General features: G+C 48.4%; 12 protein-coding genes. 5 read left to right on the top strand and 7 right to left on the bottom strand.

What is annotated here, in order from left to right; all coding sequences use genetic code 11:
- Positions 1-168 precede the first annotated feature (168 nt).
- Positions 169-2,187: an excinuclease ABC subunit UvrB gene (gene uvrB / locus Q0537_RS06485; protein WP_299226214.1), complete on the bottom strand. Its 2,019-nt coding sequence runs from the start codon at positions 2,185-2,187 to the stop codon at positions 169-171.
- A 27-nt stretch (positions 2,188-2,214) separates the two neighbouring features.
- Here uvrB and Q0537_RS06480 point away from each other — a divergent pair, with 27 nt between their 5' ends.
- From Q0537_RS06480 to Q0537_RS06470, 3 genes are read left to right on the top strand one after another with little or no spacing between them, the layout of a single operon-like run.
- Positions 2,215-2,475, top strand: a complete 261-nt coding sequence (locus Q0537_RS06480; RefSeq protein ID WP_005871316.1) for a hypothetical protein — start codon at positions 2,215-2,217, stop codon at positions 2,473-2,475.
- A complete protein-coding gene (locus Q0537_RS06475) occupies positions 2,472-2,708 on the top strand; it encodes a hypothetical protein (RefSeq protein ID WP_005871317.1) in 237 nt (78 codons plus the stop codon). Before Q0537_RS06480 ends, Q0537_RS06475 begins: the two co-directional genes overlap by 4 nt.
- Positions 2,705-3,172, top strand: a complete 468-nt coding sequence (locus Q0537_RS06470) for a hypothetical protein (RefSeq protein ID WP_299226213.1) — start codon at positions 2,705-2,707, stop codon at positions 3,170-3,172. Before Q0537_RS06475 ends, Q0537_RS06470 begins: the two co-directional genes overlap by 4 nt.
- A gap of 475 nt (positions 3,173-3,647) precedes the next feature.
- Here the strand turns inward: Q0537_RS06470 and Q0537_RS06465 are convergent, their stop codons facing one another.
- The 6 genes from Q0537_RS06465 to ispF form a co-directional block, all read right to left on the bottom strand.
- Positions 3,648-4,130 carry a hypothetical protein gene (locus Q0537_RS06465; protein WP_299226210.1) on the bottom strand — a complete coding sequence of 161 codons (483 nt, stop codon included), beginning with the start codon at positions 4,128-4,130 and terminating at the stop codon, positions 3,648-3,650.
- A gap of 57 nt (positions 4,131-4,187) precedes the next feature.
- Positions 4,188-4,370 (bottom strand): hypothetical protein, encoded by a 183-nt coding sequence (locus Q0537_RS06460; protein WP_299226207.1) that lies wholly within the window; start codon positions 4,368-4,370, stop codon positions 4,188-4,190.
- A gap of 498 nt (positions 4,371-4,868) precedes the next feature.
- A complete protein-coding gene (locus tag Q0537_RS06455; protein WP_299226204.1) occupies positions 4,869-5,405 on the bottom strand; it encodes a phosphatidylglycerophosphatase A in 537 nt (178 codons plus the stop codon).
- Positions 5,406-6,106: 701 nt separating this feature from the next.
- Positions 6,107-8,020: a hypothetical protein gene (locus Q0537_RS06450; protein WP_299226201.1), complete on the bottom strand. Its 1,914-nt coding sequence runs from the start codon at positions 8,018-8,020 to the stop codon at positions 6,107-6,109.
- Positions 7,998-8,861, bottom strand: a complete 864-nt coding sequence (locus tag Q0537_RS06445; protein WP_299226198.1) for a response regulator — start codon at positions 8,859-8,861, stop codon at positions 7,998-8,000. The genes Q0537_RS06450 and Q0537_RS06445 overlap by 23 nt, the downstream gene beginning before the upstream one ends.
- The gene (gene ispF / locus Q0537_RS06440; protein ID WP_299226195.1) at positions 8,858-10,111 is read right to left on the bottom strand and encodes a 2-C-methyl-D-erythritol 2,4-cyclodiphosphate synthase; all 1,254 of its coding nucleotides are present in this window, start codon (positions 10,109-10,111) and stop codon (positions 8,858-8,860) included. Before ispF ends, Q0537_RS06445 begins: the two co-directional genes overlap by 4 nt.
- A 217-nt stretch (positions 10,112-10,328) precedes the next feature.
- Here ispF and thiC point away from each other — a divergent pair, with 217 nt between their 5' ends.
- Both thiC and Q0537_RS06430 read left to right on the top strand, forming a co-directional pair.
- Entirely contained in the window at positions 10,329-11,636 is a 1,308-nt protein-coding gene (thiC, locus tag Q0537_RS06435) for a phosphomethylpyrimidine synthase ThiC (protein ID WP_299226192.1), read from the top strand.
- Positions 11,633-12,727 carry an Mrp/NBP35 family ATP-binding protein gene (locus tag Q0537_RS06430; RefSeq protein WP_299226189.1) on the top strand — a complete coding sequence of 365 codons (1,095 nt, stop codon included), beginning with the start codon at positions 11,633-11,635 and terminating at the stop codon, positions 12,725-12,727. Before thiC ends, Q0537_RS06430 begins: the two co-directional genes overlap by 4 nt.
- Positions 12,728-13,576: the final 849 nt, after the last annotated feature.

Below are 13,576 nucleotides of genomic sequence, written 5' to 3'. Positions count from 1 at the left end.
TTGCCTCGCAGTATTTGACGCGCAGATCGCGCAAATTTCACGTTTTGCTTTACGGTATTCGGCGCGCAAATTCGCTCTGTATTACGCGCACAAATTTTACGCTCTGCCAAGTGGAATTTAACGCGCAAATTTCACGACGAAATTTCAGTACGTTTCGAGTCTCGCGATTTACAGCTTCCTAAGCTTCGCGATCTCATCGCGCAGTGCTGCGGCCTTTTCAAACTCCAGCGCGGCCGCGGCGTCGAGCATCTGCTTGCGGAGCTCCTTTACGATCTTGGCGCGCTCGGCGGCAGGCATTTTTTCGAGATTGGCACCCTTTCTTAAAATTTCGGTTCCGTCCTCGATCTTTAGGCTCTCTTCGATATTGCGGCTCGCAGAATGCGGGGTTATGCCGTGAGCGCGGTTATATTCATCTTGAAATTTGCGGCGTTTTTGGGTGATGTCGATCGCCTCTTGCATCGAAGCGGTGATCTTTTTGCAAAACATCACGACCTGCCCGTGCACGTTTCGCGCGGCTCGCCCCATCGTCTGAATGAGGCTCGTGCGCGAGCGCAAAAAGCCCTCCTTGTCGGCATCCATGATCGCGATAAGGCTTACTTCGGGCAGATCGAGCCCCTCGCGGAGCAAATTTATACCGATTAGCATATCGTATTCGCCGCTGCGTAGACCGCGGATGAGTTCGTTGCGCTCGATCGCATCGATATCCGAGTGCATATATTTGACCTTAAGCCCAAGCTCCAGATAGTATTTGCTCAGCTCCTCCGCCATCTTTTTGGTTAGCACGGTCACTAAGATCCGCTCGCCGCGCGCGATGACATCCTTTGCCATATCGTGTAAAATTTCAACCTGATTGTCGCTGTCTTTTAAAATAATCTGCGGATCGAGTAGTCCCGTCGGGCGCAATATCTGCTCATATACGGCGCCGCGGCTAAGATCCAGCTCGTAATCATTAGGTGTTGCGGAGACGAATAGAAATTTAGCCTTTTTATTGATAAACTCATCAAACATCAGTGGGCGGTTATCAAGTGCGCTAGGCAGACGGAAGCCGTACTGCACGAGTGTTTCTTTACGGCTGCGATCTCCTGCGAACATCCCGCGAAACTGCGGCAGGCTCACGTGGCTTTCATCGACGATGACGAGATAGTCCTTGCCCTTGCTCTCGTAGTAATCAAAGAGTGAATAGGGAGTCTCGCCCGGCTTTTGACCGGTCAGATAGCGCGCGTAGTTTTCGATCCCCTTGCACATCCCCGTAGCGCCCAGCATCTCAAGATCAAACTCCACTCGCCCTTTCAGCCGTTGCGCCTCGACGAGCTTGCCCGCGTCCTCGAAAAATTTTAGTCTCTGTTCAAGCTCATCCTCGATCCCTTTGATCGTTGATTTCAGGCGCTGCTCGCCCACGATGAACTGGCTCGTCGGATAAAGGATAAATTTTTTGACGCTCTGCGTCTTTTTGTTTTCGAGCACGTCTAGATGATACATTGCCTCTATCTCGTCGCCGAAAAACTCGATCCTAAACGCCTCGTCGTTAAAATACGCGGGATAGATGTCGATCACGTCGCCGTTTACGCGAAAATTCCCGCGATCAAAAAAATCGTCGTTGCGCTTGTAACCCATATCGACGAGCTTGCGAAGCAAAAATTTAGTGCTAAATTTTGATCCGATCTCAAAAAACAGCACCATGCCTTTATATTCGGCGGGATCGCCCAGACCGTAGTTTGCCGAAACCGACGCCACGGTGATGACGTCATCAAAGCTCAGCAGGCTCGCAGTGGCGCTTAGCCGCAAGCGCTCGAGCTCTTGGTTTACGTCGCTGTCCTTTTCGATGAAAAGATCCTGCCTGGGGATGTAGGCCTCGGGCTGATAGTAATCGTAGTAGCTGATGAAATACTCGACGTGATTTTTCGGGAAAAAGCCCTTAAATTCGCTATAAAGCTGCGCCGCGAGAGATTTATTATGCGTCATTACGAGCGCAGGAATTCCAAGGCGCTTGATGATATTTGCCATGGTAAAAGTCTTACCCGAGCCGGTAACGCCGAGAAGAGTTTGGTATTTGTTGCCGCTTTGAAAGCCCGCGACGATGCCTTCGATCGCTTTTTCTTGATCCTCACTCGGAGAGAATTTGCTCTCGATTTTAAAATTTTGCAAAATTTTTCCTTTTTTAAAGCCAAAATTGGGTAATATTTTCATTTAAATTATATCAGAAAAGGCGAAATAATGGAATCAATCTTTGACGAAGAGAAAAAGGTCGAGGGCTTAAGCAATAAAGTAGCTGAGCTGATTAGACGATACACCGAGGCTAGAGACGAGAACGAAAAGCTACGCACAGAGCTAGCGACGGTCAAGGCGCAAAACGAGGCTTTGGGAATGCAACTCGGCACGCTTGAAAACGATCTGGCATATCGCAAGATGAGCGATGAGGATCTAAGCAAGCAGATCGACGATATTTTAGCAGGCGATAATTTAGGCGAGAAATGAAAGAAATTTCGGTTCAGCTGACGAGTAAGTCTTTGACGAAGAAATACGCGATAAGCCTGGATGACGACTTTGCAAAGGTCTTCGGCAGAGACTGGCGGATTTTAACTCGTGGCAGCGATCATCTGGATGCGGGCGAACTGCTTGAAGCCTATATCCAAAAAAGCTATGAAAATTTTATGCTTAATAAAAAAATAGATGCCTTGGTAAAAGACATCGACGAAGGAGTAAAATGATGAAAATGAGAAAGGGTGCGGCAGTAGGCGGCGGCGTAAGTGGGATAATATTTTTAGCTATTATAATCTTCGTGATAGTAAAAATAATATATCCTAAATTAAGCGGTGCTAAGGATGAGGTTCTTGCTAAAGCCTATGCAGTCGAGCTTGAAGGCGTATTTAAAGATATACAACGCGACTACTTAAATCAAGGGGGCTTTCGCGAGCTAAAGAGCATGACGGGCTCCAAACAGTTTAGCGATAGCGATCTAGAAAAAACCGTCACTTTAAATCAATCCTTTGATTACGGCGTAGGACCGAAGCCCAAAAACGATATGATCTTTTGCGCGACGATCACCTTGCGTCAAGATAGTGATGGCTATTTCTTCACAACCGAAAACATCAACCGCAACAGGGAGCGCTGCGAAGCATTTCATAAAGATACGACCTATATGAAGCTAAATGGCTTTAGGATAGGCAAATAATTTTTAAAATTTAATCGCGCTACTGCTATGGATTCGTAAAGCATCCGTGCAGCATAAGCGCGATAGTACTAGTGAAGTGCGTAGCCGTGCGTCGGCTCGCACCTCGTGCCAAAAACATGCTAAGTCTCAAGAATTCATCTTTATAGGTATTTTTTTAAAATTTAGCTTTAAAATCGACATTTTTGCATTTATATTGACAGCTTATCGGCTAAAATTTTAATCATATTTTAGTTTATAATTTATAGCGGTCGTGATTTATGCTATTGCGGTTAAATTTATGAGATGTGTGCTTTGAAGCCATACCCCTTGAGCGACGGTGATGCGAGCTGAGATTTACGAAAAGCGCCTTATAAAACAAGCGTATTAAGGTAAAATATCAAGATCATCTTAAATTTATGAAATTTGTACCCCGAAAACGCGCGGAATTTTATCGGCGCGGGCTTGAGCACGAGTTTTAAAAGTCTTTTATAGAATTTTATTGCCGATTCTCAACCGCCGATTTGATCCATCTGCGTAAATAATCTAGCTGCTGCGGCGTATGAAACCAATGTTCGCCGTTTTTCATAATGTTTAAGGTGCAGCCAAATTGTTGCGCAAAATTTTTGACGATCTTCAGAGGCGTCATATCGTCGTTTTCTGCATATAGAATTCTACTGGGCGTTTCCCACTTAGTGATCGGATTATTCAAAACAAAACTCCAATATTCCCAAAAAAGCGGTTGCCCAGCAGGGGTCAAAATCATCCGCTCTTGCTTCAATCGCTCTTCGCTGACGCTAGCCTTACGCATAATATTTGAAATAACGTATTTCATATCAAGTATCGGCGAGAGGAAGAGGCAGTCGCTAAGCTTTTCGTCGCGGAAGCTTTGCAGGCCGAGCCATGCCCCTAGGCTAACGGCAAACAGCGCGACCTCGTCCCAGCGTTTCTTTGCATACGATAAAATTTCGCGAAATTCCAAAATAGCGCGCCTCGGATCATAAAAAATAGACTCGCAAGAGACGGGCTCGTGCCGCCTCTATCCGTGCCCGGGCAGGTCAAAGCTAATTACCTGCCAGCCTTGCTCACAAACGACGGAAGCCAAGAGCTTCGCATCATCTTTGCTTCCGCCTTGCCCGTGAGCGTAGATATAAACCTTTTTCGAGCGGCTCCCCCAAATGGCGGCGGGAATGCCACGTATCTCAATCGCGCTCTTTTGCATTTTTCGTTCCTTTAAATTTTTTGCGTCGGTACCCGCATTTTGCGGCAATGTTACAAGAAAAACCATAAATATTGCTGAAAATTTAATAGCACGCCCTGTTAGACTGCCTGCGATTAGCGATAAATTTTAAATTTTACGCACGAGCTGCGCCTACCGCTTTGTTTTAAAATTTAGCCGCACAAAATTTAAGAGGCATAATTTTGATTCTTGCAGCGCAATTAAATTTTTATGTCGTAGAATTTTGCAAGCTGCGAAATTTAAAATTTAAGACCACGCAAATTTTATCGAGACTCCTGTAAAATTTTAAAATTTTACGTATGCTTTATTTGCAGGCTGCGCGAATAAATACCGCTAAATTTTAATTTCAAGCGGGCTCATGCCTCAGAATTTAAAATTTGCGCTAATTCATAAGCCCCGCTCAAGATGCGGCTTTTAAAATTTCGGTGCTTGATAGCGCCCGCAATCGCGCCGTGTTTGCTGCAATCGCGCCTTAAAAGCTTAAAAAATCAATCCCGCGGCGCCGAGCCTGATCCCTAAAGAGATAACTATCAAAACCCCAAGCCCCGCGAAAAAGCCCGCCAGCACGTCATCGAGCATCACGCCGAGCCCGCCTGGTACGTCGCGATCCACGCGCCCGATGATCGAGGGTTTGCAGATGTCAAACGCCCTGAAAAACAGCAGCGCCAAAATCATCGCGACGATCGATATCCTGCTGCTCTCAAAGCCCGCGATCAGCTCCCGCAGCGGCAGTGAAAAGATCTCGCCCACGGGCGCGGCGACGCACATCGCGATCCACACCCCCACGACCTCGTCGATGACGATCTCGCTGTTATCGTGCGAGCAGGTCCGCTTCTCATAATCGCCTACGATCTTAAGCGAGACGAAAAAGACGAGGCCGGCGCACAAAAACAGCGTCACCTCTCCCGCCAGTATCAAGATTGCAAGCCCCGCTATCCAGCCGGCGATGCTGCCCCAAGTGCCCGGCGCGGGCTTTAGTAGCCCCGCGCCGAAAAATGTAACGAAAATTTTATCCATAATTGTCCTTTTAAATTTTGCTTTTTAAAATTTTACCGCTTATTTTAATTAGGGCATCTGCTCGCGTGCGAAAATTTTAAATTTCGTTCGTGCATGTAGAATTAATTTGTCCGCCTACACGAAATTAATTCTACTCGCTCACTAACGTATGAATTTTAAAATTTTAATCATTTGCGTAAAAATTTTAAAATTTTGCTCGCCTGCGTGGAGATTTCAAACCCGTCCGCAAACGCACGGCATTTTGCGCGAGCGAGCAGTCGTTGCGCTGCATCCGAGTTTTGCGCTGTAACTCGCAGCAACTGCTTAATTTTAAAATTTTAGGTTCGCTTGTCGAAAACTTAAAATTTAGATTTGCCGTGCTGCTTTACATATCCATCGCGCCTTAAAATTTTAAATCCGCTTCGCCGCAAAATTTACTGCGCCGTTATAAATTTGCTACGAAGCCAAGACTTTAAAATTTAAAGCTCGTTTTATCGTACCGCTGCTAATGCTCTAAAAATTTAGCTTCGTTGTACCGCAAAATTTTACGTCAAATCTGCGTCCGCCGCTCTTTATTCTACAAAATTCCGCGCAGTTCTTTCTTTCCGCACTATGAAATTTTACTTTACGTCTAGCCGCCGTAAATTCTAACGCCGCGAAATTTTACCTTCTGCCTAGCTTCCGCAAATTCCACGTCATTTTTTGCGTCGCGCCCTCGAGAGCTACGTCTTTAGCGCGCTGGTTTGGTACAGCTGCATAAGCTGCTCGTAAAACTCGCTCTCGCCGTGGCTCTGCAAGATCCCGCTGTTTGGAAAAAGCTCGTCGTAGAGCTTTTGCAGATCTGAAAATCGCGCGGGAAAGAGCTCGCTTAAAATCATCGCCGAGATCTCTTTACGCATAAAAATCGCGGGCGGTAAGATCCCCGCGCGCAGCAGTGCTTTTAGATTTTGCGTGCGGTAATGCACGTGATGATGAGCGCCGTGAGGACAGTTTTTGGTGCTTACGAGCACCTTGCACTTCTCGCAATAGACGTATTCCGGCATAAGCAAAATCTCGATTTCGCCGCGTTTTTGATACTCGTCCAGCACCGAATGCACGCCGCCACCTTCGAAAAACAGCTCTATATTTGCGTGATTTTGCCCAAAAATTATTTTGTTTATACCTAAATTTTTTGCGATCGCGCACTGCAGGGCGGGCTTGTCGTCAAAAATCGCAAGCGAGCCCAGATCGATCATCATGGCGCGTTGCGCAACCAAAAAATTTTGCAGCAAATAGCTTAGCGTTTTTTTGCGTAGTTCGTAGGGCAGGGCATCCGTGCTATTCGTGCCGGTTAAAAAAATCACCACGAAATCCGCCTTATCGATCATATGCCTAATCAGCCGCTCATGTACGCGGTGGATCGGATCGGCGCAGGTAAAAAACGCTGAAATTTTAGGCGCGGCAAGCGAGCTTGCGACTTTTTTTATGCGCGCGATTTGCTCTGCAAGACCATTTTTTAGCAGCGTGATGCGCCCCTGCACCGCAGTTTGCTCTGCGTATACGTTTTGAAACACCGAGTCTGCGACCTCGCTTGCGCTTGGAACATAAACGTCGCTAACGTCTATGCGCGCGACAAGCTCACAATAGGCGGGATTTTTGATGAAATTTTCGGTGGAATTTGAAATAAAATTTCCCGCCGAATTTGCTACGGATTTTGCATCTGTGCTGCAAACGCGATTGATCGCAGAATTTTCGGCAAAGCTCCGCGCGGAATTTACCGCAGAATTTTCACTGGAGCTTTTCGCCAAATCCAAAGCGGCGTTGTTTGCAGATTTTACATCTGTGCTGCTAGTAAAAGTTTGATCATAGCTCGCAGTAAGGCTTTCTATATGGTCTAAGCCTTCGCTTGTGGCGTTTATAGCGCTTTGCGCACTTGTAGTGCGCGCGAAACCTGCGCCGCTTTTCGCAAAGCTCTGCTCGTTTTGCGCCACAGCAGAAACTCCATCCTGCAAGTTGCGTGATTCTTTAGCTAGCAAATACGCACCACTTTCGCCGCTAAGCGAATTTTTGGTGCGTTCGGCTATGCTGTCCTTGCTGAGATAAAGCTCCAAAATATCGCCTTTTTTTGCGTCCGCGCAGGAAAAAACGAAATTTATGCCGCATACGCTTAGCTTGCTTGGGCGCAGTAGCTCGCAGCTCTTGCCGAAAGCGCCGTTTGCGAGTAGGCTCAAGACGTTTAGGTCGGAGCGCGAGATCACTATCTTGCGGATTTGCGTTGCGCTATTATTTGCGCCTTTGCTCTCGCTTCCGGCTTGCTCTGCTTTTAAATTTCTTGCCGCGCCCTTAGCTCGCGCCTCATCTTTTCTGGCATTGCTCGCCTTTGACATTTTTAAATTTCGCATCGTTTTTAAATTACGCTTTGCTTTTGAATTTTGTCTTGCTTTTGAGTTCTGCGATGCTTTTAAATTTTGCTTTGCCTTTAAATTTAGCGCCGCGTCGCTCGAAGCTTTTGTAGCGTTTAGAGTTTTTATGCCGCTTAAAATTCCTTCACTTTCAAGCGGTTTTATTTCGTTTAAATTGCTGGTATCGCGTGAAATTTCTGTCCCGTCTGCGATCCATACCGAGCGCGCGCGGCTATTTTTTTCTTGCGATGCCATATTTTTTCCTTTTCTCCCAAAGCGATTTTCGAGAAATCCCAAGTGCCGCCGCCAGATCGGAGTCGAAATACTCGTCTTGGTGCGCTACGATCGTGAGCTTTACGTATTCTTCGATGCTTAAAATTTCACTACGTTCTTTGCTGCTGCCAAGCGTAATTTCGTCGTTAAAGCCCTTTTGCGCGCCGATGGATCCGGCAATTAGGCGCATGGATTTGGTTTTGCTTAGAAATTTTTCCTTCTGTGCGCCGCTTAGGCTATCAAAACCTGGTGCGTAAAAAATCTCCGCGCCGCGTTCTAGCAGCTCAGGGCTTTGCGCGGATAAAATTTTAAGGCGCGATTTTAGCGCGAGTGCGATCTTAAATACCGCCGCTGCCCGTGCTGTCGCATCGCCGCGCAAAAGAAGCGGAAATTTTATCTGCGCTAAACGCGCGGGCGGTATTTCGCACGAAAGAGAGATCTCTTTAAGCAACACTTCGTAGGCTTCGTTTTGCGATTTTAGCGAGCGAAACTGCGCGTAGTGCTCGATCTTTTTTATGAGCTCCTCTATCATAAATGGCTTTTGGATATAATCCGTTGCGCCCGCTTTTACGGGGTTTAGCACCGTTTCGCTATCGACGTAAGCGACCATCAAAATTATGATCGAGCGCCTAAATTTCTCGATCAGCGGATAAAAGCTCGCGCCGCTCCAGCTCGTAGAGAGTAGCACCGCCTCAAACTCCTCCGCAAGGCTAGCCGCGGTCGCCAAACTCGCCGCGTTAGTGCATTCATGCCCCAGCGCGCCAAGCTTGTTTGCGATACTTTGAGCAAGATAGCTTTCGCTCTCGATAATTAAAATTTTCATACGTCCTGCGCCTTTGCTGCGTGCTTTTGCCAGTCGTAAAATTTCAAATTTACCGCAGCCTGCGCGGCGATGCCCTCGCTTCTGCCCGTAAATCCTAGCCCTTCGGTCGTGGTCGCTTTGACATTGACGCGCGCGCAGTTTAAAATTTCGCTCAAAACCTCCTGCATCTGCGCTTTGTAAGCTCCGATCTTCGGGCGCTGCGCGATGATCGTAATATCGGCATTTACGAGCTCGTAACCGTAGCCTTTGACACGTCGCATTACCTTTCGTAACAACTCCTTGCTGTTCGCGCCTTTAAATTTGACATCGCTGTCGGGAAAGAGCTCGCCGATGTCGCCCAGCATCGTCGCGCCGCAAATAGCGTCGATTAGAGCGTGGATCGCCACATCGCCGTCGCTGTGTGCGATCAGCGCGAACTCGCACGGGATCTGCACGCCACCGAGCACGATACCCGCGCCTTTTTCAAGCGCATGCACGTCGTAACCTGTGCCGCAAAAGATATCGCGCGAGCAGGGTTTTAAATTTAGCGCCGCCAGATCGCTTGCGCGCGTGATCTTAAGCGCGCCCGCTTCGCCTTTTATAAACTCCAATCGTCCGCCCGCGCTGCCGACCGCCGCGCTGTCGTCGGTAAAAATTTCGCTTCCATCAAGCGCCTTTTTAAGTAGCGCCGTGCGCGAAAGCTGCGGCGTTTGGATGAGGCGCAGCTCCTCCCTCCTCACTATACGCTCGCCGAGATAGGTCGTATCATTTACGCCAAGATATGGGCTGATGCAATCGGCGTCCGCGCTTGCGGCGATGAGCGCGTCTATCGTGCGTGGCGAAATTTGCGCGCGCGCCACGTCGCTTACGAGCACGAGCTCGCTATCTACGAGTTTCAGAGCGTTTTTTAGCGAGCTTTGACGGTTTGCGCCGCCCGGGGCGAAGTGAAATTTTAAATTTGAAGAGCCGCATTCATCTGCGCCGCATTCGATCCCGCCCTGCTTTCTTTGAAATTTATACTCGCTCGTGTCGCACTCCGCGCTTTTGCCGCGCGCCGAGGCCAGGCTGCACGCATAGAGGCGCTCGCAATAGCTCACGTCCTCCTCGTTCACGGCGATTATGATTTTTTTAAATGGGTGCGCCCGCGCGATATTTTGCGCGACGTATTGCCAAAGCGGCAGCTCGCCCACGCGCAGCCACTGCTTTTTGACGCGCAGCTCAAACCTGCTCGAATCGCCCGCGGCGAGCAAAATCAGCGATATATCTTTCAAATTTTATCCTTGAAATTTTGTTACGAAATTATACGTATTAAAAATGAAAGCAAAATTAATCGCGGCTTGCGCGCTGAAATATCTTAAGCTTAGGTGTAAATTTACGCGGCGAGGCGGTAAAATTTCAGCCTACGTTACGAAAATAAACGGTAAAAGAAAAGTAAGGATTAATGAAATTTGTTATATTATACGCGCATTTTTAAGAAGCGAGGCGAAAATGACCGAAAGCTGCGTATCGCAGATCTATTTTGCAAAAAGAGGCGAAGTGACGCCGCAGATGAGAGAGGTCGCGCAAAGCGAGCACATGGACGTGCGAGCCTTGTGCGATCTGATCGCGCAAGGAAAAGCGATCATCCCCGCAAACGTTAATCACAAAAGCCTAAAGCCCGTCGGTATCGGGCGCGCGCTGCGGTGCAAGATCAATGCCAACATCGGCTCTTCGGGCACGACGAGCGATATTGAGGGCGAGCTGGAAAAGCTTGAAGCGTGCTTAAAGTACGGCGCCGATACGGTGATGGATCTAAGCACGGGCGGCGATTTGGACGAGATCCGCGCCGCGATAATCGAGCGCTCGCCCGTACCCATAGGCACGGTGCCGATCTATCAGATGATCCATGAGCTGGGCGATATTAAAAATTTAAAAACGAGCGCTATTCTTAGTACGATCGAGAAACAGGCGCGGCAGGGAGTGGATTATTTCACGATCCACGCGGGCTTTAAGCTCGAGTTTATGCCGCTGCTGTCCCGTCGCAAGATGGGTATCGTAAGCAGAGGAGGCTCGCTGATAGCGTCGTGGATGATGAAATTTCATAAGCAAAATCCCTTCTACGAAGCGTTTGATGAAATTTGCGATATCTGCGCCGCCTACGACGTATCGCTATCTCTGGGCGACGGCTTGCGCCCGGGTTGCTTATACGATGCGACCGATAGGGCGCAGCTTAGCGAGCTTGAAATTTTAGGCGAGCTGGCCCTGCGCGCGAATGAAAAAAACGTGCAGGTGATGATCGAGGGTCCGGGACACATCCCGTTTAACGAGATCGAGCTAAATATGCAGCTAGAGCGCAAGCTCTGCCGCGACGCGCCGTTTTACGTGCTGGGGCCGCTTCCGACCGACATCGGCGCGGGCTATGATCATATCAGCTCGGCTATCGGCGGGACGATGGCTGCGTATCGCGGTGCTAGCATGCTCTGCTACGTAACGCCCAAGGAGCATCTGGGGCTTCCTAATGCAAAAGACGTCAGAGAGGGCATCATCGCGCACAAAATTGCCGCTCATGCCGCGGACGTCGCGCTAGGCAAAGCGGGCGCGATAGAGCGCGATCACGAGATGAGCGATGCGAGGTATAATTTTGATTGGAACAGGCAGTTTGAGCTTAGCTTTGATCCTGCGCATGCGCGCGAACTGCACGACGAGAGCCTGGGCGATGAAATTTACAAGGGCGCGGAGTTTTGCTCGATGTGCGGGCCGAAATTTTGCGCATATAAAATCAGTAGAAATTTAACCGAAAATAAGGAGAAGGAATGAGTAAAGACGAAGTCTTAAATTTGCTTAAAAGCGTGATCTATCCGGGCTTTTCTAAAAGCATCGTGGATTTTGGATTTGTAAAAGAGGTCGAGATCGGCGATAGAATTTTCGTAGGGATCGAGATCCCCAGCGCTAAGCCGGAGATCGCCGCAGAGCTCAGATCGGCGGTGCAAAAGGTGCTCGGCGCGGACGTGGAAATTTTAATCAAACAGCCTAAGATCGCCGAGGAAAAGAGCAACTCTCGCAGCGGCAAAAATATCGCGCCGCAGATCAAGCATTTCGTGATGATCAGCAGCGGCAAAGGCGGCGTAGGCAAGAGCACGACGACGCTAAATTTAGCCATCAGCACGGCAAAGCTCGGCAAGAGAGTGGGGATTTTGGATGCCGATATTTACGGACCGAATTTGCCGCGAATGCTGGGCGAAGATAAAACGCAAGCAAGCGTCGTGGGGCAGAAGCTAAAGCCGATTTTAAGCCACGGCGTGGAGATGATGAGCATGGGCGTGCTGATGGAGGAGGGCGCGAGCCTCATCTGGCGCGGCTCGATGATAATGAAGGCGATTGAGCAGCTGCTAAAAGACGTGGCGTGGAGCGATCTGGACGTGCTGTTTTTGGATATGCCTCCGGGTACGGGCGATGCGCAGCTTACGCTCGCTCAGAGCGTGCCGGTGACGGCGGGCGTGTGCGTCACGACGCCGCAGACGGTCGCGCTGGACGATAGCGCGCGCGGGCTTGATATGTTCGAAAAGCTCCACATCCCGATCGCAGGCCTTATCGAGAATATGAGCGGCTTCATCTGCCCAGATAACGGCAAGGAGTACGACATCTTCGGTCGCGGCGGCGCGCAAAAGCTGGCGCAGCGATACAACACCGAAGTAATCGGCGAGATTCCGATCGAGATCGCTATCCGCGAGGGCGGCGACAGCGGCAAGCCGGTGAGCTTCTATGCGCCCGATTCTTTGAGCGCGAAGCGCTATGAGCAGGCCGCGCGCAAGCTGTGGGAGAAGATCGAAAAGATCGACCGCGAGGAGTTGGCGGACAACTCCGCGATCCAGCCGGTGATGGACGGCAAGAGCGCCTGCTCAAATTAGGATTTTGCAAGCTTGCGCGGGTAGGGTGTCAAATTTCGCGTGGAATTTCTCTTGAATTTTGCAGATTGAAATTCAACGTGGAATTTAATAGTTTGGAATTTCACGCCTAATTTCGCTGCAAATTTTATAGTGCTCGCAAAATTTCGTTATACAAATCCGTCATAAAATTTTGCCCGTAAATTTCGCGGGCAAAATTTCACGCGGGTTTCGCGGCTTGGAATTTCATGCTGAATTTTGAAGCTCGAAATTTTGCGTTAAAATTTCGCTGCGATTTTGCCGCGAAATTTTATAGCGCCAGTAAAATTTTTGTGTATAGAATTTTGTGCGGAGTTTCGTAGCGCGAGTTTTCATACTAAATTTTAGAGCTTGAAATTCCGCTTTGATTTTGAGCAAATTTATAGCGCTTGCAAAATTTGGGCAAACGAAATTTCGTAGTTTGAAATTTCGAGCTAGAATTTTACCCAAGCTTCGTTGTGTGAGGGTTCAGATAAAATTCTAAGCGCAGAATTTTACGGCGAAAATTAAATTCTAAACGCGCAATTCAGCGAGGTAAAATTTGCCGTAGAATTCTGCCTTGGAGTTTTAAATGTAAAATTTTAAGCATAAAGCTTTGCCGTAGAATTTCAAAATGCAAAATTTATCGCTAAAACTTTGTTTTAAAATTTTAAGATGGGGCTTTAGCGATGAATTTTAGGCTTGAAATTTTACCGCGTCTAGCTTTTAGTGATAGCCGTAGCATTGCGCTAGTTTAAATTTTATTTCGCCGGGCCTTATGGCGGTGGAGTTTATCTGCGAAAGCCTCTGTAGAGTTTATTTGGGATGGAATTTTATCTGTAGTGATTACGGAAG

The sequence above is a fragment of the uncultured Campylobacter sp. genome (genome assembly GCF_938017775.1).
Taxonomy (GTDB): Bacteria; Campylobacterota; Campylobacteria; order Campylobacterales; family Campylobacteraceae; genus Campylobacter_B.
The sequence above is the reverse complement of the archived record's forward strand: the minus strand, read 5'-3'. Positions and strand labels throughout refer to the sequence as shown.

Bases quoted from the DNA above. Each gene is read 5' to 3' on its own strand.
- uvrB (WP_299226214.1), bottom strand. From the start codon at position 2,187: ATGAAAATATTACCCAATTTTGGCTTTAAAAAAGGAAAAATTTTGCAA.
- Q0537_RS06480 (WP_005871316.1), top strand. From the start codon at position 2,215: ATGGAATCAATCTTTGACGAAGAGAAAAAGGTCGAGGGCTTAAGCAAT.
- Q0537_RS06475 (WP_005871317.1), top strand. From the start codon at position 2,472: ATGAAAGAAATTTCGGTTCAGCTGACGAGTAAGTCTTTGACGAAGAAA.
- Q0537_RS06470 (WP_299226213.1), top strand. From the start codon at position 2,705: ATGATGAAAATGAGAAAGGGTGCGGCAGTAGGCGGCGGCGTAAGTGGG.
- Q0537_RS06460 (WP_299226207.1), bottom strand. From the start codon at position 4,370: ATGCAAAAGAGCGCGATTGAGATACGTGGCATTCCCGCCGCCATTTGG.
- Q0537_RS06455 (WP_299226204.1), bottom strand. From the start codon at position 5,405: ATGGATAAAATTTTCGTTACATTTTTCGGCGCGGGGCTACTAAAGCCC.
- Q0537_RS06450 (WP_299226201.1), bottom strand. From the start codon at position 8,020: ATGGCATCGCAAGAAAAAAATAGCCGCGCGCGCTCGGTATGGATCGCA.
- Q0537_RS06445 (WP_299226198.1), bottom strand. From the start codon at position 8,861: ATGAAAATTTTAATTATCGAGAGCGAAAGCTATCTTGCTCAAAGTATC.
- thiC (WP_299226192.1), top strand. From the start codon at position 10,329: ATGACCGAAAGCTGCGTATCGCAGATCTATTTTGCAAAAAGAGGCGAA.
- Q0537_RS06430 (WP_299226189.1), top strand. From the start codon at position 11,633: ATGAGTAAAGACGAAGTCTTAAATTTGCTTAAAAGCGTGATCTATCCG.